Genomic DNA, 20797 nt, shown 5'->3' on the forward strand with positions numbered 1-20797 from the left:
ACCGACCTCTTGACCCCCGGCTCCCCCTCCCCGATGCTCAGTTGCGCATAGCGATACGTGTCGCGAATGAGGCAACCGAGAGTGCAGTCGGAGGAGTGACCCATGGCTCATGAGGTGCGTGCTGTCGTCGCCCGGGCGAAGGGTGCCCCGGTCTCCGTCGAGACGATCGTCGTCCCCGACCCGGGGCCCGGCGAGGCACTGGTGAAGGTGGAGGCGTGCGGGGTCTGCCACACCGACCTCCACTACCGGGAGGGCGGGATCAACGACGACTTCCCCTTCCTGCTGGGCCACGAGGCGGCCGGTCGCGTCGAAGCCGTCGGGGAGGGCGTCACCGGCGTCGAACCGGGTGACTTCGTCATCCTCAACTGGCGCGCGGTGTGCGGCAAGTGCCGTGCGTGCAGCAAGGGCAAGCCCTGGTACTGCTTTGCCACCCACAACGCGACCCAGGCGATGACCCTGCTCGACGGCACCCCGCTCGCCCCCGCCCTCGGCATCGGCGCCTTCGCGGAGAAGACCCTCGTCGCCGCCGGCCAGTGCACCAAGGTGGACCCGGCGGCCCCCGCGACCGCCGCCGGACTCCTCGGCTGCGGCGTCATGGCGGGCTTCGGCGCCGCCGTGAACACCGGCGCCGTCGGCCGCGGCGACTCCGTCGCCGTCATCGGCTGCGGCGGCGTCGGCATGGCCGCCGTCGCCGGGGCGCGGCTCGCCGGCGCGACCAAGGTCATCGCCGTCGACGTCGACCCGCGCAAGCTGGAGCGGGCCACGGCCATGGGTGCCACCCACACCGTCGACGGCTCGGCCGCGGACGTCGTGGCGGCGGTGCGCGAACTGACCGGCGGTCACGGAGCCGACGTGGTCGTGGAGGCGGTCGGCCGCCCCGAGACGTACCGGCAGGCCTTCTACGCCCGCGACCTCGCCGGCACCGTCGTCCTGGTCGGGGTGCCGACCCCGGAGATGAGGCTGGAACTCCCGCTGCTCGACGTCTTCGGACGCGGAGGCGCTCTGAAGTCCAGCTGGTACGGCGACTGTCTGCCCTCGCGGGACTTCCCGGCGCTCATCGACCTCTACCTGGGCGGCCGCTTCGACCTGGATGCCTTCGTCTCCGAGACCATCGGCCTCGGGGACGTGGAGAAGGCCTTCGAGAAGATGCACCGCGGCGAGGTGCTGCGCTCGGTGGTGGTGCTCTGATGTTCTCTATAGCGCACACGGTTGCGCATGGAGCAACTCTGAACCGTGCCTGTGTCCGCCCCCTGGACTCCTTGACAAGGGTTTGCGGGCGCCCTCAGACTGACGTTGCGTTCAACGCAATCCGTTTCGCTATACGCACCGAGGTGTCATGATGATTCCCGCGTGCCGTCTCGTGGATCTCCCCCGAGGCGAGGCCTACCGGCTCGACATCGATCCGCCGGTCTCGGTGTTCCACACCGACGACGGCGAGGTCTTCGCCATCGACGACACCTGCACCCATCAGGACGCCTCGCTCGCCGACGGCTGGCTGGAGGGCTGCGAGGTCGAATGCCCGCTGCACGCCTCGAAGTTCGACCTGCGCACGGGCGCCGTCGACGCCCCGCCGGCCAGGCGTCCGGTCCGCACCCACGAGGTCCACGTCGAGGACGGCATGATCTACGTCCGGCTGTCCCTCGACGCCCCCAACCTGCCGCCCTGCGTCGCGGCCCGGCTCGCCGGCGGACCCGCGTGAGGACGGTCGCCGTGGTCGGCGCCTCGCTCGCCGGACTCTCGGCGGCCCGCTCACTGCGCCGGCAGGGCTTCGACGGGCGGCTCGTCGTCATCGGCGACGAACTCCACCGCCCCTACGACAGACCCCCGTTGTCCAAGGAGTTCCTGGCCGGCTCCCTGGCCGAGAGCGATCTCGCGCTGGAGCCGGACGACGAGGACCTGCGGGTCGAGTGGCTGCTCGGCGTCCGCGCCGTCGCTCTCGACGGCCCGCAGCGCGCCGTACGGCTCGCCGACGGCAGCGAGGTGCGGGCGGACGGCGTCGTCATCGCGACCGGCGCCGCCGCCCGGACCCTGCCCGGCACGGACGCCCTGGCCGGGGTGCACACCCTGCGCACCCTGGACGACGCCCGCGCCCTGCGCGACGAACTGGCCCTCGGGGGACGGCTGGTGGTGATCGGCGGCGGCTTCATCGGCGCCGAGGTCGCCTCCACCGCCTACGCCCTCGGACTCGACGTGACCGTCGTGGAGGCGGCCCCGACCCCGCTGGCCGGACCGCTCGGCGAGGCCATGGGCGGGATCGTCTCCGCCCTCCACGCGGACCACGGCGTCCGGCTGTTGTGCGGGGTCGGCGTCGAGGGACTGCGCGGCGGGAGCCGTGTCGAGGCCGTCCTGCTGGCGGACGGCCGCAGTCTCCCCGCCGACATCGTGGTCGTGGGGGTCGGCGCCCGGCCGTGCGTCGAGTGGCTCGCGGGCTCCGGCCTGACGCTCGACGACGGCGTCACCTGCGGCGCCGACGGCCGCACCGCCCTGGCCGGGGTGGTCGCCGTCGGGGACTGCGCCTCCTGGTACGACCCGCGCGCGGGCCTGCACCGCCGCGTCGAGCACTGGACCGGCGCCCGGGAGCGGCCCGAGGCGGCCGTCACCGCGCTGCTGGCGGGCGGCGCGGTGGAACCGGCCGTGCCGAGGCCGCCGTACTTCTGGTCCGACCAGTACGGCGTGAAGATCCAGTTCGCCGGTCACGCGGCCGCCGCCGACAGCGTGACCATCGAGGAGGGCGCCCGGGACTCGCACGACGTCCTGGCCGTCTACCGGCGTTCCGGTCACCCGGTCGCCGTGCTCGGGATGAACCAGCCGCGGCTGTTCACGCGCTGGCGCAAGCAGCTCGCCGCGGCGGCCTGACAGTACCGCCGCTGTCGCCCCGCACCCAGACGCCGTCCGCCCTTCCCGGCGTGCACCACCGGCCCACGACGTTCCCCGAGGAGTGCACTGTGACCTCGACCAGCCTGCCGGACAGCCTGATCGCCACCCTGCCCGGCGTCTCCTACACCGATCCCGGGCTCTTCGCCCAGGAGCAGGAGCGCATCTTCGAAGCGATGTGGTTCTGCGCCGTCCGCGCCAGCGACCTGCCCACACCCGGCGCCTTCAGGACCGTCGAGGTGGGCCGGGAGAGCATCCTGATCACGCGTGCCCGGGACGGCTCGGTGCGCGCCTACTTCAACGTCTGCCGGCACCGCGGCGCGAAACTGTGCACCGAGGAGTCGGGGCAGGTGAAGCGGGCGTTCCAATGCCCCTACCACGCCTGGACGTACGACCTGACGGGCAAACTCGTGGCCGCGCCGAACCTGACGAAGATGCCGGACGTGGGCCGGACCGAGTACGGCCTGGCGGGCGTCGCGGTGCGCGAATGGCTCGGCTATGTGTGGGTGTGCCTCGCCGAGGACCCGCCGCCCTTCGAGGAGGTCGTCCAGGACGTGGTCGCGCGCCTCGGCGACACCGAGTCGATCGAGCACTATGACATCGCGGGCCTTGAGGTCGGCCGGCGGATCGTCTACGACGTGCGGGCCAACTGGAAGCTGATCGTCGAGAACTTCATGGAGTGCTACCACTGCGCGACGATCCATCCCGAACTCACCGAGGTGCTCCCGGAGTTCGCCGACGGCTACGCGGCGCAGTACTACGTGGGGCACGGTGCGGAGTTCGGCGAGGACGTCAGGGGTTTCACCGTCGACGGCTCGGAGGGACTGGACCGGATCCCCGGGGTCTCCGCGGACCAGGACCGCCGGTACTACGCGATCACCGTGCGGCCGCAGGTGTTCGTCAACCTCGTGCCCGACCATGTGATCTTCCACCGGATGTACCCGGTCGCCGCTGACCGCACCGTCGTGGAGTGCGACTGGCTGTACCTGCCGCACGTCGTGCGGAGCGGGAAGGACGTCAGCCGCTCGGTAGAGCTGTTCGACCGGGTCAACCGGCAGGACTTCGACGCGTGCGAGCGCACCCAGCCCGGCATGAGCTCACGGCTGTACGCCAAGGGCGGTGTGCTGGTCCCCAGTGAGCACCACATCGGCGAGTTCCACGACTGGGTCCAGGCCCGGCTGGGGGCTCAGCCCAGGTAGCCCATCCGGTGGCTGATCTCCTCGGCGCCCTTGACCAGGACCGGGGCGAGTTCGTGCAGGCGCTCCTCGGAGAGCCGGTAGGCGGGCCCCGAGGCGCTGAGGGCCGCGATGACCTCGCCGTCCCGGTCGCGGACCGGCGCGGCCATGGCGTGCAGACCGAGCTCCAGCTCCTCCAGGGCCCAGGCGTAACCCCGCTCCCGGGCCTCGGCGAGGTTCTTCTCGAGCTTGGTCTTCGCGGTGATGGTGCGCGGGGTGACCTTCTTCAGGCCGGTCTCCGTCAGCAGCGCGGCGCGCTCCTTGGCGGGCAGGTGGGCCAGCAGGATCTTGCCGCTCGACGTGGCGTGCAGCGGGGTCAGCTGGCCGACCCAGTTCTGCGCGGTGACGGCCCCCGGGCCGCGCACCTGGTAGAGGTTGACCGCGTAGCGCTCCTGCATCACCGCGAGGTTCACGGTCTCGCCGATCTCCTCGGCGAGGTCCTCGCAGACCGGGCGGCTCTGCTGGGTGATGTCGATGCGTCCGGTGACCGCGCCGGCCAGGCGCACGATGCCGAAACCGAGCCGGTACTTGCCGCGCTCACCCGCCTGTTCCACCAGGCCGCGCGCTTCCAGGGCGCCGAGGAGCCGGAAGGCGGTGGACTTGTGGACGTCGATCTCGGCCGCCACCTCACTGACCCCGGCCTCGCCGCGCTGGGCCAGGATCTCCATGACGTGAATGGCCCGGTCGACGGACTGCACTCCGCCGCTCGACGACCCTGTCGTTTCGTTATCCGGGTTGTAGTTGCTCACAACGCAACTATACGGCGGGTAAACAACAAGGGCGTGACTCTGTTTCGCGGACCTCGTGCATGTGTCGTGGAAGTTGCGCGCTTCGCAACCTGGTGCGTATCGCGATACTCGTACTAGCATGCCGCGCGTATCGACGGCGCGAGCGAGACGAGGCACCATGGCTCCTCAGCAGTACGACTTCGTCATCGTCGGTGGTGGATCGGCCGGCAGCGCACTGGCCAACCGGCTCTCCGCCGACCCGGGCAACCGGGTGCTGGTCCTGGAGGCCGGCCGGCCCGACTACCCGTGGGACGTCTTCATCCACATGCCCGCGGCGCTGACCTACCCGATCGGCAGCCGCTTCTACGACTGGAAGTACGAGTCCGAGCCCGAGCCCCACATGGGCGGCCGGCGCGTCTACCACGCCCGCGGCAAGGTGCTCGGCGGCTCCAGCAGCATCAACGGCATGATCTTCCAGCGCGGCAACCCCATGGACTACGAGCGCTGGGCCGCCGACCCCGGCATGGAGACCTGGGACTACGCGCACTGTCTGCCGTACTTCAAGCGCATGGAGAACTGTCTCGCGGCCGACCCGGACGACGAGTTCCGCGGCCACGACGGCCCGCTCGTCCTGGAACGCGGCCCGGCCGTCAACCCGTTGTTCGGCGCCTTCCTCAAGGCCACCGAGGAGGCGGGGTACGCGCCCACCGAGGACGTCAACGGCTACCGGCAGGAAGGTTTCGCCAGGTTCGACCGCAACGTCCACCGCGGACGCCGGCTCTCGGCCTCCAAGGCGTATCTGAAGCCCGCCAGGAAGCGGCCCAACCTGACGGTCACCACGCGTGCCCTCGTCACCCGCGTCCTGTTCGAGGGCAAGCGGGCCGTCGGCGTCGAGTACCGGCGCGGCCGGGGCGCGCTCCAGCAGGTCCGCGCCAAGGAGGTCGTCCTGTGCGGCGGCGCGATCAACTCCCCGCAGCTGCTCCAGCTCTCCGGCGTCGGCAACGCGGAGGAACTGCGCGCCCTCGGCGTCGACGTCGTCCATGACCTGCCGGGCGTCGGCGAGAACCTCCAGGACCACCTGGAGGTGTACATCCAGTACGCCTGCAAGCAGCCCGTCTCCATGCAGCCGTACCTCGCCAAATGGCGTGCCCCCTTCATCGGCCTGCAGTGGCTGCTCCGGAAGGGGCCGGCCGCCACCAACCACTTCGAGGCGGGCGGGTTCTGCCGCAGCAACGAGGACGTGGACTACCCCAACCTGATGTTCCACTTCCTGCCGATCGCGGTCCGCTACGACGGCTCCGTGCCGGCCGGCGGACACGGCTACCAGGTCCATGTGGGACCCATGTACTCCGACGCCCTGGGCTCGGTGAAGATCAGGAGCAGGAACCCCGACGACCACCCGGCGCTGCGCTTCAACTACCTCTCCACCGAACAGGACCGCCGCGAGTGGGTCGAGGCGATCCGCGTCGCGCGCAGGCTGCTCAACCAGCCCGCGCTGGCTCCCTACAACGGCGGGGAGATCTCGCCCGGACCGTCCGTCGAGACCGACGAGGAGATCCTCGCCTGGGTCGCCAAGGACGGCGAGACCGCCCTGCACCCCTCCTGCACCTGCAAGATGGGCACCGACGAGATGGCCGTCGTGGACCCCGCCAGCATGCGCGTGCACGGGGTCGAGGGACTGCGCGTCGTCGACGCGTCGGTGATGCCCTACGTCACCAACGGCAACATCTACGCGCCGGTGATGATGATCGCGGAGAAGGCGGCCGACCTCATCCTCGGCAAGCAGCCGCTCGCCCCCTCCGAGGCCGTCTACTACCGGCACCGGGACGCCCGCACCCAGGCCGGGTAACGCGGATTTTTCGCGGGGCGGCTTGTACCGGAAACCGGCCGGGCGCGCACCGTGCGCACGGCGCCCGCGTGCCCGAACCGTCATCCCCCAACCCCTTGACGTGGGTTGCCGGAGTCTCCAGAGTGTTCCACCACAAGCAATGCGATGCGTCATGCGCAACGAAATCGCTCGAAGGGCTCCCGACGTGGCAGACCTGTACGTGGACGGCGAATGGCGGGAGCCGGTGGCCGGGGGGCGCCGGGAGATCCGCTGCCCCGCCGACGGCACCCTCTCCGCGACCGTGTCGGAAGGCACCCGCGCCGACACCGCGGAGGCCGTCGCCGCCGCCCGCCGGGCCTTCGACGCGGGGCCCTGGCCGCACACCCCCGAGCGGGACCGGGGCGCCCTGCTGCTGCGCACCGCCGACCTGATCGAGCGCGACGCCAAGGAGTTCGCCCGCGCCGAGTCGCTGGACACCGGCAAGCGGCTGGTGGAGAGCGAGTACGACATCGCCGACGTCGTCTCCTGCCTTCGTTACTACGGCGGTCTCGGCGGTACCGACGCCGGCCGGGTGATCGACACCGGGCGGGACGACGCCGTCAGCCGCGTCGTCCACGAGCCGATCGGTGTGTGCGCACTGATCACCCCCTGGAACTACCCACTTCTGCAAGCGAGCTGGAAGGTGGCCCCGGCCCTTCTCGCCGGCAACACGATCGTCCTCAAGCCCAGCGAGCTCACCCCCTCCACCTCGGTCCTGCTCATGCGGGCGCTGGAGGAGGCGGGGCTGCCCGCCGGTGCCGCCAACCTCGTCCTCGGCACCGGGCCCGAGGTGGGCGCGCCCCTCACCGAGGACCCGCGCGTCGACATGGTCTCCTTCACCGGGGGCCTGGAGACCGGCAGACGGATCATGGCCACCGCCGCCGCGACCGTGAAGAAGGTCGCCCTGGAACTCGGCGGCAAGAACCCCAACGTCGTCTTCGCCGACGCCGACTTCGAGACGGCCGTGGACTTCGCGCTCACGGCCGTCTTCCTGCACTCCGGCCAGGTCTGCTCGGCGGGTGCCCGGCTGATCGTCGAGGACTCGCTGCACGACCGCTTCGTCGACGAGGTGGTCCGCCGGGCCCGGGAGATCCGCCTCGGCGGCCCCTTCGACCCCGAGGCCGAGACGGGGGCACTGGTCTCCGCGCAGCACCTCCGGAAGGTCGAGGCGTATGTCGCGGCCGGGCTGGCGGAGGGTGCCCTGCTGCGCTGCGGCGGCGCACGGCCCACCGACCCGGCCCTCGCGCACGGCCACTTCTACCCGCCCACCGTCCTCGACGAGTGCACCCAGGACATGCGGGTGGTCCACGAGGAGTCCTTCGGTCCCGTCCTCACCGTCGAGCGCTTCACCGGTGAGGACGACGCCGTACGCATCGCCAACGACACCGAGTACGGCCTCGCCGGGGCGGTCTGGACGCAGGACGCCGGGAAGGCCCAGCGGGTCGCCCGCCGGCTGCGGCACGGCACGGTGTGGATCAACGACTACCACCCCTATGTGCCGCAGGCCGAGTGGGGTGGCTTCGGGCATTCCGGAGTGGGCCGGGAACTGGGACCGACCGGCCTCGACGAGTACCGCGAGACCAAGCACATCTGGCAGAACATCCAACCCCGGCCGCAGCACTGGTTCCGCGGCTGAACGCCGAGAAGAGGTCGACCATGACCCCAACCCAGACCGAGGTGCCGCCGCGCCGCGGCACCCCCGAGGACGCGGCCGCCACGCCCGTCATATCCGTGCGCGGGCTGTGGAAGGTGTTCGGGCCGAAGGCGGACCAGGTACCGGACTCCGAGGAGCTGCGCGGGCTCACCCGCCGCGAGCTCATGGACCGCAGCGGCTGTACGGCCGCCGTGCGCGACGTGAGCTTCGACGTCGCTCCCGGCGAGGTCTTCGTCGTCATGGGACTGTCCGGCTCCGGCAAGTCCACCCTGGTGCGCTGTCTGACCCGGCTGATCGAACCCACCGCCGGTGAGATCGTCTTCGAGGGCGAGGACATCCGGGACGCCGACGAGCGGCGGCTGCGCGAACTGCGGCGCAGCAAGTTCTCCATGGTCTTCCAGCACTTCGGTCTGCTGCCCCACCGCCGCGTCGTCGACAACGTGGCGTTCGGACTGGAGATCCGGGGCATGGGCCGGGCCGAGCGCACCAGGCGTGCGCTGGAGGTCGTCGACCTCGTGGGCCTCGCGGGCTACGAGAACTCCTACCCCGACCAGCTCTCCGGCGGCATGCAGCAACGGGTTGGTCTGGCAAGGGCGTTGGCCGGTGATCCCGACGTGCTCCTCTTCGACGAGCCGTTCTCGGCGCTGGACCCGCTGATCCGCCGTGACATGCAGAGCGAGGTCATCCGGCTGCACCACGAGGTCGGCAAGACGATGGTGTTCATCACCCACGACCTCTCCGAGGCCCTGAAACTCGGCGACCGCATCCTGATCATGCGGGACGGCAGGACCGTCCAGTGCGGCACCGGTGACGAACTGGTCGGCGCCCCCGCCGACGACTACGTGCGGGACTTCGTCAAGGACGTGCCGCGCGGCGATGTGCTCACCCTGCGCTGGATCATGCGCCCGGCCACCCCCGAAGACCCGCTGGACGGGCCCGAGTTGGGGCCGGACGTCGTGGTGAAGGAGGCCACCCGCGCGGTGCTCGCGGCCGAGAAGCCCGTCAAGGTCGTCGAGAACGGCGAACTGCTCGGCATCGTCGGCGACGAGGAGATCCTCGCGGTGGTCGCCGGACAGGAAGGCGACGCCTGATGACCGTCGCCGTGGAGAAGCCCGAGACCTCGGGCAGGGCGCGGCAGTCCGTCCCGCCCCCGACCGCCGCCCCCGTGCGCAGGATCAGCCGGTCCATGGTGATCGGCGCGATCCTCGTCGTCTGGCTCGTCCTGTTCGTCGTACTGCGCGGAAAGCAGACCCTGTCGCTGGCCGCGGCCGATCTCACCGAGCTGCACCGCAGGCTCAACGACCTCAACGACTCCATCGGCGCCGACCGCAACTCCAACCCGCTGTTCCTGTACTTCTTCAACGAGATCCGGCTGGTCATCGACAACCTGGTGACCTTCGTGCAGGACCTCGTCTCCCAGCCGTCCGGTGACCGCCCGGTGCCGCAGATCGGCTGGCTCGGCGTGGTCGGCCTCGCCGGCTATGTCTCCTGGGCGGTGGCCAACTGGCGGGTCGCGCTGCTGGCCGTGGCCGGCTTCACCTTCCTCGGGCTCCAGGGCCTGTGGCAGGAGAGCATGGACACCCTGGCCCTGACCCTCTCCGCGGTGCTGGTGGCGCTGCTGTTCGCCCTCCCGCTGGGCGTGTGGGCGGGCCTGTCGGATCGGGCCAACCGGATCGCCACCCCGTTCCTGGACTTCATGCAGACGATGCCGACCTTCGTCTACCTGGCACCGCTGACCCTGTTCTTCCTCATCGGCGGGGCCTCCGCCACCATCGCCACCGTCATCTACGCGGCGCCACCGGCCATCCGCATCACCGCCCATGCGATCCGTTCCGTGCCCGCCACCACCGTCGAGGCGGCCGCCTCCATGGGTGCGACCCGCAGGCAGACGCTGCTGAAGGTCCTGCTGCCGATGTCCAAGCGGACCGTGGTGATGGGCGTCAACCAGACCATCATGGCCGCCCTGGCGATGGTGACCATCGCGGCCCTGATCGACGCCCCCGGACTCGGCAAGACCGTCGTCCAGGCGTTGCAGTCGCTTGACGTCGGCACGGCCTTCAACGCGGGTCTCGCGATCGTCGTGATGGCGATCGTCCTGGACCGTGTCACCACTGCGGCGAGCGGACGCGCGGAGGCGGCCCGGCGCTCCGCCGGCCCGCTGCTCACATGGCGCCGGCACCTGCTCGCCGCCGGGGGAGCGGTGGCGGCCGTACTCGTCTACCTGTCCCACACCTATGTGTGGGCGGCCGAGTTCCCCGGCGACGGAAGCACCGGCAGCAGCATCGCCAAGGCCGCCGACAACGTGACCACCTGGGCGCAGGACCACCTGTCCGGGCTGACCAACGGCTTCCGTGACGTGATCACCAACGGACTGCTCAACCCGTTCCAGACCCTGCTGACCGACTCCCCGTGGTGGCTCGTCGGCGCGGCCCTGGTCGGGATCGCCGTCGTGCTCGGCAGGTGGCGCGCGGGGATCACGACCGCCGTGTGCGTGGGGCTCCTGGTCGCCACCGGCGTGTGGTCGGACGGCATGACCACCCTGGCCTCGACCGTCGTGGCGACCGTGCTGGTGATGCTGCTCGGGGTGGTCTTCGGGGTGTGGATGGGGCGCAGCGCGCTGGTGGACCGGCTGGTGCGGCCCAGCCTCGACGCGGCCCAGGTCATGCCGCCGTTCGTCTATCTCGTGCCGTTCCTCGCGCTGTTCGGGGCGACCCGGTTCACCGCCATCGTGGCCGCGGTCGTGTACGCGGCCCCGGTCGCCATCAAGATCATCGCCGACGGGGTGCGGACCGTGCCCGCGGCCACCGTCGAGGCGGCCACCTCCACCGGGTGCAACACCTGGCAGCTCATCACCAAGGTCCAGCTTCCGATGGCCCGCGGCGCCCTGACGCTCGCGACCAACCAGGGCCTGATCTACGTGCTGTCGATGGTCGTCGTCGGCGGCCTGGTCGGCGCGGGCGCCCTCGGCTACGACGTGGTGGCCGGCTTCTCGCAGGGACAGCTGTACGGCAAGGGACTGGCGGCCGGGCTCGCCATCGTCCTGCTCGGCGTCATGTTCGACCGGATCACCCAGGCGGCGGCCCGCCGCACCAGCGCATGAACGCCGTATCGGCGCACGATTAAGGAGCACCACACGATGGCAAGACACTGGCGAGCCGGCGCGGCCGGCCTGGCCGTCCTCGGCCTCACCCTCACGGCCTGCGGCGGCGCGAAGGTCGGGGACTCCTCGGAGGCCGGCGGTTCGGGCAGCTCCGGCAAGTGCGGCACCTTCAACCTCGCGGTCAACCCGTGGGTGGGCTACGAGGCCGACGCGGCGGTCGTCGCGTACGTCGCCGAGCACGACCTGAAGTGCAAGGTGACCAAGAAGGACCTCAAGGAGGAGATCGCCTGGCAGGGCTTCGGCACTGGTGAGGTGGACACCGTCCTGGAGAACTGGGGCCACGACGACCTGAAGAAGAAGTACATCACCCAGCAGAAGACCGCCGTGGAGGCCGGCTCGACCGGCAACAAGGGCATCATCGGCTGGTACGTGCCGCCGTGGCTGGCCAAGGCCCACCCGGACATCACGGACTGGAAGAACCTCAACAAGTACGCCGCGAAGTTCAAGACCTCGGAGTCCGGCGGCAAGGGGCAGCTCCTGGACGGCGACCCGTCGTACGTCACCAACGACGAGGCGCTGGTGAAGAACCTCAAGCTGGACTTCAAGGTGGTGTACGCGGGCAGCGAGACCGCGCTGATCCAGGCGTACCGCAACGCCGAGAAGAACAAGGAATGGGTGATCGGCTACTTCTACGAGCCGCAGTGGTTCCTGTCCGAGGTGCCGCTGGTCAAGGTGGACCTGCCCGCGTACAAGTCGGGCTGCGACGCCGACGCGGAGAAGATCGCCTGCGACTACCCCGTCTACGACCTCGACAAGATCGTCAGCGCGAAGTTCGCCAAGTCGGGCAGCCCGGCCTACGACCTGGTGAAGAAGTTCAACTGGACCAACGACGACCAGAACACCGTGGCCAAGTACATCGCGGTGGACAAGATGACGCCGGAGGCGGCGGCCAAGAAGTGGGTCGACGCCAACCGCGCCAAGGTCGACGCCTGGATCAAGTAGGCCGGCCGGGAAAGCCTGTCACGAACGCCCGGTGGGCGCCGCGCGAGGGAGTGCGGCGCCCACCGGGCGTTCCCGTTTCCCGGGCTGTTCCGGCGCCGTTCCCGGGCGTCACGGGACCTCTTGACACCCACTCGCACGGCGGGCACATTGAGTTGCGCAGCCTGAATCGTGTTGCGCACAAAGCAACTTAACCGGAGGTGCGGCGATGGCGGGACCCCGAGTGGTCATCATCGGAGCGGGCGTCGTCGGCGCGGCACTGGCCGACGAGCTCTCCGCGCGCGGCTGGACCGAGGTGACCGTGGTCGACCAGGGCCCGCTCCCGGCCACCGGAGGATCGTCGTCGCACGCCCCTGGCCTGGTCTTCCAGGCCAACGCCTCCAAGACCATGACCGAACTGGCCCGCTACACCGTCGAGAAGTTCTGCTCCCTCGACGTCGACGGACAGCCCTGCTTCCTCCAGGTCGGCGGCCTGGAGGTGGCCACCACCCCGGAGCGCGTCACCGAGCTGCACCGGCGGCACGGCTGGCTCACCGCCTGGGGCGTCGAGTCGCGGATCCTGACCGCCGACGAGTGCGTCGAGAAGCACCCCCTGGTCAACCGCGACCGGGTCCTCGCCGGCCTGCACATCCCGACCGACGGGCTCGCCAAGGCCGTTCTCGCCGTCGAGGCGCAGATCCGCCGGGCCACCGGGCGCGGAGTGACCTTCCTGGCCCGCCACGAGGTCGTCGACGTGCTCCGGACCGACGGGGAGGTCACGGGCGTCCGTACCGACCACGGTGATCTGGCAGCCGACATCGTCGTGTGCTGCGCCGGCATCTGGGGCCCCAGGATCGCCCGCATGGTGGGCATGAACCTCCCGCTCACCCCGCTCGCCCACCAGCTCGCCTGGACCGGCCCGGTCCCCGCGCTCGCGGGCCAGACCGAGGAGGCGGTGCGGCCGATCCTGCGCCACCAGGACGCCGACCTCTACTACCGCGACCGCCACGACACCCTCGGCATCGGCTTCTACGGCCACCGCCCCATGCCCGTCACCGCCGACGAGATCCTCTCGGTCGACGAGGCAGCCGGGATGCCGTCCGTCCTGAAGTTCACCGAGGACGACTTCGCGGACGCCTGGACCGAGACGCGGTCACTGCTCCCCGCCACCCGCGAGGCCAAGGTGGAGGAGGGCATCAACGGCCTGTTCTCCTTCACCACCGACGGCCTGCCCCTGCTCGGCGAGTCCCCGGACGTCAAGGGCTTCTGGGTCGCCGAGGCGGTCTGGGTCACCCACTCCGCCGGCGTCGCACGGGCCGTCGCCGAATGGCTGGTCGACGGCCACTGCTCCTCCTTCGACCTCCACGAGTGCGACGTCAACCGCTTCGAGCCGCACCAGCTCTCCCCGGAGTACGTCCTCGCCCGCGACTGCCAGAACTTCGCCGAGGTCTACGACATCCTCCACCCGCTCCAGCCGTCCGGTGCCCCGCGCCCGATCCGCACGAGCCCCTTCCACACCCGCCAGCAGGAGCTCGGCGCCTTCTTCCTGGAGGCGAACGGCTGGGAGCGGCCGTACTGGTACGAGGCCAACGCACACCTCGTGGAAGGCCGTTCCATCGTCACGCCCAACGACTGGGCCGCCCGGTACTGGTCGCCGATCGTCGGCGCCGAGGCCCAGGTCACCCGCGAGACCGTCGCGATGTACGACATGACGGCCCTCAAGCGCCTGGAGGTGAGCGGGCGGGGAGCGGCCGACTTCCTGGAGCGGCTGTGCACCGGCAAGGTCGCCAAGTCCGTCGGCTCGGTGACGTACACCCTGCTGCTGGACCACGACGGCGGCATCCGCAGTGACATCACCGTCGCCCGGCTCGCCCCCGACGTCTTCCAGGTCGGCGCCAACGGCAACCTCGACCTCGACTGGTTCACCCGCCACCTGCCCGCCGACGGCACGGTCCAGGTCCGTGACATCACCCCCGGCACCTGCTGCGTCGGCCTGTGGGGGCCGCTGGCCCGGGACGTCCTCCAGCCGCTCACCGACGAGGACTTCTCGGCGACGGGCCTGAAGTACTTCCGCGCCCGGCGCGCCCACATCGGGTCCGTCCCGGTGACCGCCATGCGCCTCTCCTACGTCGGCGAGCTCGGCTGGGAGCTGTACACCACGGCCGACCTGGGGCAGAAGCTGTGGGACACGCTCTGGCGGGCGGTGCAACCGCTGGGCGGCATCGCGGCCGGGCGGGGCGCCTTCAACAGCCTGCGCCTGGAGAAGGGGTACCGCTCCTTCGGCACCGACATGACCTACGAGCACGACCCCTACGAGGCCGGGGTCTCCTTCGCGGTGAAGGCCGACAAGGAGGACTTCGTCGGGAAGGCGGCGCTGGAGCGCCGCAAGGCCGACATGCGGCGGAAGCTGACCTGCCTGACCATCGAGGACCCGCGGGCCGTCGTGATGGGCAAGGAGCCGGTGTACGACGGGCGGCGGGCGGTCGGGTACGTCACCAGCGCGGCCTTCGGCCACACCATCGGCAAGGGCATCGCCTACGCCTGGCTTCCGGCCGAGCTCGCCGTCCCCGGCACCGCCGTGCACATCGGCTACTTCGACGAGCGAGTGGAGGCGGTCGTGGCCGAGGAACCGCTGTTCGACCCGGCGATGTCCCGGCTCCGGGGGTGAGCGGGAGCCCGGCGAAGCCGGGCGTCAGCCCAGGTGGCCGAGCCGGCGGCTGAGTTCGTCGGCTCCCTCCACCAGCAGCGGTGCCAGCTCGTGCATCCGCTCCTCGGTGAGACGGAAGGCGGGACCCGAGGCGGTGAGGGCGGCGACGACCCTGCCTGCACCGGAACGCACCGGCGCCGCCATGGCGTTGAGGCCCTCCTCGTACTCCTCCACCGTCATGGCGTAGCCCTGCTCGCGGACCCGGGCCAGCTCCGCCTCCAGCTCCCGCCGGGACGTCAGCGTGCGGGCCGTCATCCGCTCCAGCCCGGCCGCGGCGACGAGTTCCTCCCGGCGCGCGTCCGGGAGATGGGCGAGCAGGACCTTTCCGCTCGACGTGCAGTGCATGGGCGTCAGCCGGCCGACCCAGTTCTGCGCGGTGATGGCCGATTGACCGCGCACCTGGTCGAGATTGATGACGTGATGCGACTCCAGGACCGCGATGTTCATCGTCTCGCCCAGCTTGTCGGCGAGGCGCTCGCAGATCCCGCGGCCGTGCCTGGTGACGTCGATGCGCCCGGTGACCGCCCCGGCCAGCCGTACGATGCCGAAGCCCAGGCGGTACTTCCCGCGCTCGCCCTCCTGCTCGACCATCCCGTGCGCCTCCAGTGCGCCGAGCAGACGGAACGCGGTGGACTTGTGGACGTCGATGGCCTCGGCCACTTCACTGACGCCTGCCTCGCCGCGCTGGGCGAGGATCTCCAGCACGGTGACGGCCCGGTCGACGGACTGCACCCCGCCGCCGGACGCGCCCCCGGACTCGGTGCCGTAGCTGTTCATGGCGGAACCCTATGCGAACGGCTCGGTGCTGGTCAGCGGAAGACCACCGTGCGATGGCCGTTGATCATCACGCGGCTCTGGCAGTGCCACTCCACGGCCCGGGCGAGGACCTGCGCCTCGACGTCCCGTCCCAGGGTGACCAGACTCTCCGCGCTCTGCGCGTGGTTCACGCGGATCACGTCCTGCTCGATGATGGGCCCCTCGTCGAGGTCCGGGGTGACGTAGTGGGCGGTGGCCCCGACGAGCTTCACGCCCCGCTCGTGCGCCTGGACGTAGGGCCGCGCGCCCTTGAAGCTCGGCAGGAACGAGTGGTGGATGTTGATCGCCCGGCCCTCGAGCTGCTTGCACAGGTCGTTGGAGAGGATCTGCATGTAGCGGGCGAGGACCACGAGGTCGACGTCCAGCCGGTCGACCAGGTCGAGCAGCCGCGCCTCCGCGTCCGCCTTCGTCTCGGGAGTCACCGGAACGTGGTGGAAGGGGATGCCGTAGCTCTCGGCGAGCGGGGCGAAGTCCCGGTGGTTGGAGACGATCGCGGGCACCTCGATGGCGAGCGTGCCGGTGCGCTGCCGGAAGAGCAGGTCGTTCAGGCAGTGGCCGAACTTCGACACCATGATCAGGGTGCGGGTCGGGATGCCCGCGGGCCGCAACTGCCAGGTGATCCGGTACGCCTCGGCGACGGGCGCGAAGCCGGAGCGCAGGTCCTCCAGGCTCGTGCCCGGGTCGGAGACGTCGAAGTGGACGCGCATGAAGAAGCGGTCCTGGAGCCGGTCGTCGAACTGCTGGCTCTCCTGGATGTTCCCGGAGTGCCGGACCAGGAAGCCGGTGACGGCGTGCACGAGGCCGGAGCGGTCGGGACAGGACAGGGTGAGGACGAACTCGCGGTCGGGTTGCGGTCGAAGAGACACGGAGTCCTCCCGAGGGCTGCGCAATACGCAACAGTGCGACTGATACGCAACATGGTCCCGGGTGGGGCGGGTGTCGGTCAAGGGTGGGATCCGGGTGCGGCGGACGGTGCGGCGGACGGGGACACGGCCGGCGCTCCGGCCGGCCCTGCCTGCACCGGGGGAGCGTTCACCGTCCGGTTCCGGCGGCGCCCCGGGGGCGCCGCCGGAAACCGCTCACCTCACCGCACCTCCCGCGCGTACGGCGCCACGGCGATCCGGTCGATCAGCGGCGCGTACCGCGAGCGGAGCAGTACCCCGGGGAAGGTGTCCGAGGCGTAGGTCGTGCCGTCGAAGTTCGGCAGCTCCTCCGAGCGGAAGCCGATCGTGTTCTGTCCCTTCTTCAGGGTGACGGGGACGGTCAGCTCCCAGAAGTTGTTCTCGTGGAAGCTGTGCGGGAAGCCGACCCGCTGCATCTCCCCGCCGTTGACGGTGATGTCGGCGTGCCGGGCCAGCGGGTCCGGGTTGTAGTGCGTGGCCTCCGACTGCTCCGGGTTGGAGTAGCGGATCCGCAGCGCGTACAGCCCCGCCCGGTCCGCGCTGACGGTGAAGGTGGCCGTGTTGCCGTTGCCCGGGTCGCCGCCGACGCCGGTGATCGCCGTGCCGTCGGTGGCCAGGGAGAGCGGGGTGAGCGTGGCCGAGCCCGCGAGCACCGCGTCCTGGGCCTCGTACGTACGGGCCGGCAGCGCGCCCTCGGTCGGGGTGACGGTGAGACGGTCGACGAGGGTGGCCGACGAACCGCCCGTCAGCGTCACCTTGTTGACGCCACCGGAGAGGGAGACCGCGACCCGGTCGCGGTCCTTGGCCAGGCGCAGGACGTCGTGTCCGTTGACGGAGAGCCGGGCGCCGGTGCCGCCGAGGGTGTCGACCTTGAGCGTGGCCTCACGGTCGGCGGGGGAGTACACCCAGAACGTGGCCGTCTGGCCCCTGGCGAGCCGGGCCGCGCCCGCGCCGGAACCGGGCACGTCGTAGACGGGCTGTGCGCCCGAGGCCAGCCAGGCCAACTCGCCCTCGTACACCTGCGTGCCGGCCGAGGCGTTCGGCAGGGACAGGGTGAGGCGGTCGACGATCGCGTCCCCCTTCGTCACGCGCTTGCCGTCCAGGCTCCTCGCCGCGAGCGTCAGGGTGTGCCTGCCCTTGGTGAGCTTCACCTTGGTGTCGGTGTGGTCCCACACCACCCACTTGTAGCCGAGCGGCAGATACAGCTGCTGCTCGCCGGCGGCCTGGCCGTCCACCCGCAGGAAGACGTTGGTGGGGCCCTGCTCCTTCACCTGGGCGTAGGTGTTGAGGGAGTTGGCGAAGACGCTCAGGTCGTAGGTGCCGTCCTCGGGCACGTCCACCGCGAAGTCGAGCGTGACGTCCGAGCCGGTGCGCAGCCCGCCCACGTCGTAGCCGCCCGAGGTGTAGAACTTCGAGACGTCGGAGGTGGAGCCCTCCGGGCCGTTCCTCGACCAGCCGGACCCGGTGTGGGCGGCTGCCTCCGCCTCGTAGGAGCCCTGCCAGCGCACCGGCGGGGACTGGGTCCTCGTGGCCTTCCCGGCCGGGCTGAGCACGATCTCGTACGCCGAGGACTCCTTCAGCTTCGGCAGTGTGCCGTCACCGAAGTCGACGGTGACCGTGCCGTCGTCCGCGACCTTCAGGTTCGTCTCCGTGAGCAGCTTCGGGCCGGAGCTGTCGCCGACCTGCCCGCTCCACTCGATCTCCCGCACCCAGGCGTGCACGTTCGTGCCGAAGAGCTTCTTCGGGACGCCCGCGAAGGTGATGTGCCCCTTGCCGGTGGACCCGCCGAAGATCAGCCGGGCCTGCTTCTTCTTCTCGTCCAGCGTGGCCACGCCCTGCATGGTGTAGTTCTCACCCGGGAACGGCGGCGTCACCGACACCGTGTGCCCGCTCATCGAGGCGTACGAGTTCAGCAGCCACCACTGGCCGTTGCCGCGGTTGGACTGGACCGCGGAGTCGGAGAGGTTGCCGTCGATGTTCCAGTAGGCGATGTCGGCGTCCACCTTGGACTCCTCGATCGCGGAGACCCACTGGATCATCTGGCCGGGGACCGAGGTGTGGTAGTTGAAGGCGTACTCGTTGATGTTGACGGGCAGTTGGGTGCCCTCGCGTGCGGTCCCCTTGAACAGCTCCTTCTCCCACACCCGGTACTTGGCCACGCTCGCGCGCACCGCCTCCGGGTGGCTCAGCTCGTGCCAGGTGATGACGTCCGGGAGGGTGCCGGCGGCCAGCGTGTGGGTGAGGAAGCCCTTCACCTGGTCGTACAGGACGCTGGTGTTGGGACCGGCGATCCTGGCGTCGGGCATCCTGCCCTTGATGAGCTTGTACGCGGAGTCCCAGGCGGCGAAGTAGTCGTCCGGGTCGCTGAGCCAGCTGACCTTGTCGTAACTCCACTGCCCGGTGCCGAACATGTTGCCCTCGGGCTCGTTGAACGGCACGAACACGACGTTGTCCTGGTACTCCTTCGGCAGCCGGAGCACCTGGTCGACCTGCTTGGCGATCTTCTCCTCGTAGAGCCTCAGCTTCTCCGCGGGGGTGTCACCGGGCCACTCGTACGGGAAGCCGCGGTGGATGTCGGTCATGTAGATGTACACGTCGCCGTCGGTGGAGTCGGCCAACGGCCTCACCACGTCCAGCGCGTCGGCACCGGGGTGCTGCGGGCCGTCCTGGGCCTTGGTGGAGACCGTGCGCAGCCCCATGCCCTCGATGAGGTTGTTGGTGGGCACGTCCGGTCCGTAGACCCCGTAGAGGGTGCCGGATGCGCCGCCGTGGAACGCGCCGGTGTCCGAGCCGAGGTCGACGGTGAGCTGTCCCTCGCGGACCACGGTGACGGTCGCCTCCACGGCCCGTCCGGCGGCCGTTCCGGCCACGGTGAAGGTGCCGGGCCGGGCGTACTTCTCCGGCGGTACGGCGTCCCAGGTGACCGGGGTGTCGCGGTCGTAGCCGTCGGAGAAGGTGGCACGTACGGCGGCCGGCAGGGTGGGGGCGGTCCCGTCGGTCGTGCGGACGTCGAAGGAGGTCTTCGCGAGGTCCTGAAGGGTCGGCACGGCCCCGACGAGGCCGGCCACCTGCTCGGCGGTGAGCGCCGAGTGCCACACGGCGAAGTCGTCGACGGCCCCCTTGAGGAGCGGGTCCGGGTAGAAGGACTTGCCTATGAAGCCGGCTGCGGTCGCCGAGCCGCTCAGCAGGTCCTTGGCCTTGATCGCGGTCGTGGCGGAGGAGACCGCCACCCCGTCGAGGTAGGTGGTGAGCCGGCCCGCGGAGGTGTCCAGGGTGACGGTGACCGTGCGCCAGGCGTCCGCGGGCAGCGCCGCGTAACCGCGGACCTGCGCCTCCGCACCGCCTCCGCCGGTGGTCACGGAGGTCTGGAACAGCCCGCCGCCGTTGGACGGCGTGCTGAAGAGGTATCTGCCGGTGTCGGTGCCCAGGTCGAAGATGCGCTGCCAGGACGAGGTGTCGCCGCTCCACCTCACCCGGGCGGAGACGGTCAGGTCGCTCGCGTCGCCGACCACCTCGCGGGGCAGCCGCACATAGGCGCCGTCGGAGGTCGGAGCCCCGCCGGGCAGCGACAGCGCCGAGCCGCCGTCCGGGCCGGGCACGGTGCGGGCCGTCGTGCCGTTCACCAGAGCCGCGGTGAGGCCGTTGCCGGAGCTGTCGGTGATCCTGCCGGAGGAGAGGTCGTCCTGGTCGAAGGTGTAGCGGGCGGCGGGCCCGGGTGTCTCGGCCGCGTGCGCGGGCACGGCGGGCGCGGCCAGCAGGCCCGCGCCGAGGGCCAGCGCCATGGTGGCCGGCGCCCGGCGGCGCGTGGATCTGTCAGCGGATGACATGGAGGGGTCCTCAATCGTCGGGTGACGGGTGCGGGTCGGCCGCCTCGGATCGCCGTCGAACCGATTCGATCCAGGCGGGTGCGGGAGGAGGGAGACGGAGGAAGGGGAG

General features: G+C 70.7%; 14 protein-coding genes. 10 read left to right on the forward strand and 4 right to left on the reverse strand.

Annotated elements, in window-relative coordinates; genetic code table 11:
• The first annotated feature begins 102 nt into the window (after window positions 1-102).
• From EHS43_RS13405 to EHS43_RS13420, 4 genes are all read left to right on the forward strand, one after another.
• Window positions 103-1188, forward strand: a complete 1086-nt coding sequence (locus EHS43_RS13405; protein ID WP_125190990.1) for an S-(hydroxymethyl)mycothiol dehydrogenase — start codon at window positions 103-105, stop codon at window positions 1186-1188.
• 148 nt (window positions 1189-1336) lie between these two features.
• On the forward strand, window positions 1337-1699 hold the full coding sequence (locus EHS43_RS13410; protein ID WP_125190991.1) for a bifunctional 3-phenylpropionate/cinnamic acid dioxygenase ferredoxin subunit: 363 nt from the start codon (window positions 1337-1339) through the stop codon (window positions 1697-1699).
• A complete protein-coding gene (locus tag EHS43_RS13415; protein WP_125190992.1) occupies window positions 1696-2856 on the forward strand; it encodes an NAD(P)/FAD-dependent oxidoreductase in 1161 nt (386 codons plus the stop codon). Before EHS43_RS13410 ends, EHS43_RS13415 begins: the two co-directional genes overlap by 4 nt.
• A gap of 89 nt (window positions 2857-2945) precedes the next feature.
• Window positions 2946-4073, forward strand: a complete 1128-nt coding sequence (locus tag EHS43_RS13420) for an aromatic ring-hydroxylating dioxygenase subunit alpha (protein ID WP_125190993.1) — start codon at window positions 2946-2948, stop codon at window positions 4071-4073.
• On the opposite strand, the gene EHS43_RS13425 is transcribed toward EHS43_RS13420, so the two are convergent.
• Window positions 4061-4807: an IclR family transcriptional regulator gene (locus tag EHS43_RS13425; protein ID WP_031041045.1), complete on the reverse strand. Its 747-nt coding sequence runs from the start codon at window positions 4805-4807 to the stop codon at window positions 4061-4063. The two genes, EHS43_RS13420 and EHS43_RS13425, sit on opposite strands and share 13 nt — an antisense overlap.
• Window positions 4808-5015: 208 nt before the next feature.
• Here EHS43_RS13425 and betA point away from each other — a divergent pair, with 208 nt between their 5' ends.
• From betA to EHS43_RS13455, 6 genes are all read left to right on the forward strand, one after another.
• On the forward strand, window positions 5016-6686 hold the full coding sequence (betA, locus tag EHS43_RS13430) for a choline dehydrogenase (protein WP_125190994.1): 1671 nt from the start codon (window positions 5016-5018) through the stop codon (window positions 6684-6686).
• Between the two features lie 184 nt (window positions 6687-6870).
• The gene (locus EHS43_RS13435; RefSeq protein WP_125190995.1) at window positions 6871-8340 is read left to right on the forward strand and encodes an aldehyde dehydrogenase family protein; all 1470 of its coding nucleotides are present in this window, start codon (window positions 6871-6873) and stop codon (window positions 8338-8340) included.
• 20 nt (window positions 8341-8360) lie between these two features.
• Window positions 8361-9449: a glycine betaine/L-proline ABC transporter ATP-binding protein gene (locus EHS43_RS13440; RefSeq protein WP_125190996.1), complete on the forward strand. Its 1089-nt coding sequence runs from the start codon at window positions 8361-8363 to the stop codon at window positions 9447-9449.
• Window positions 9449-11458 (forward strand): proline/glycine betaine ABC transporter permease, encoded by a 2010-nt coding sequence (locus EHS43_RS13445; RefSeq protein WP_125190997.1) that lies wholly within the window; start codon window positions 9449-9451, stop codon window positions 11456-11458. The genes EHS43_RS13440 and EHS43_RS13445 overlap by 1 nt, the downstream gene beginning before the upstream one ends.
• 36 nt (window positions 11459-11494) lie before the next feature.
• Complete coding sequence (locus tag EHS43_RS13450; RefSeq protein ID WP_125190998.1) at window positions 11495-12460, forward strand: ABC transporter substrate-binding protein; 966 nt, start codon at window positions 11495-11497, stop codon at window positions 12458-12460.
• A gap of 205 nt (window positions 12461-12665) precedes the next feature.
• Window positions 12666-15104 carry an FAD-dependent oxidoreductase gene (locus EHS43_RS13455; protein WP_125190999.1) on the forward strand — a complete coding sequence of 813 codons (2439 nt, stop codon included), beginning with the start codon at window positions 12666-12668 and terminating at the stop codon, window positions 15102-15104.
• 24 nt (window positions 15105-15128) lie between these two features.
• Here the strand turns inward: EHS43_RS13455 and EHS43_RS13460 are convergent, their stop codons facing one another.
• From EHS43_RS13460 to EHS43_RS13475, 3 genes are all read right to left on the reverse strand, one after another.
• Window positions 15129-15920 (reverse strand): IclR family transcriptional regulator, encoded by a 792-nt coding sequence (locus EHS43_RS13460; protein WP_185806234.1) that lies wholly within the window; start codon window positions 15918-15920, stop codon window positions 15129-15131.
• A gap of 32 nt (window positions 15921-15952) precedes the next feature.
• Window positions 15953-16825: a formyltetrahydrofolate deformylase gene (gene purU, locus EHS43_RS47060; protein WP_221740733.1), complete on the reverse strand. Its 873-nt coding sequence runs from the start codon at window positions 16823-16825 to the stop codon at window positions 15953-15955.
• A 218-nt stretch (window positions 16826-17043) separates the two neighbouring features.
• Window positions 17044-20643, reverse strand: a complete 3600-nt coding sequence (locus EHS43_RS13475) for a LamG-like jellyroll fold domain-containing protein (RefSeq protein WP_125191002.1) — start codon at window positions 20641-20643, stop codon at window positions 17044-17046.
• Window positions 20644-20797: the final 154 nt, after the last annotated feature.

Source organism: Streptomyces sp. RP5T, from assembly GCF_003933965.1.
Taxonomy (GTDB): domain Bacteria; phylum Actinomycetota; class Actinomycetes; order Streptomycetales; family Streptomycetaceae; genus Streptomyces.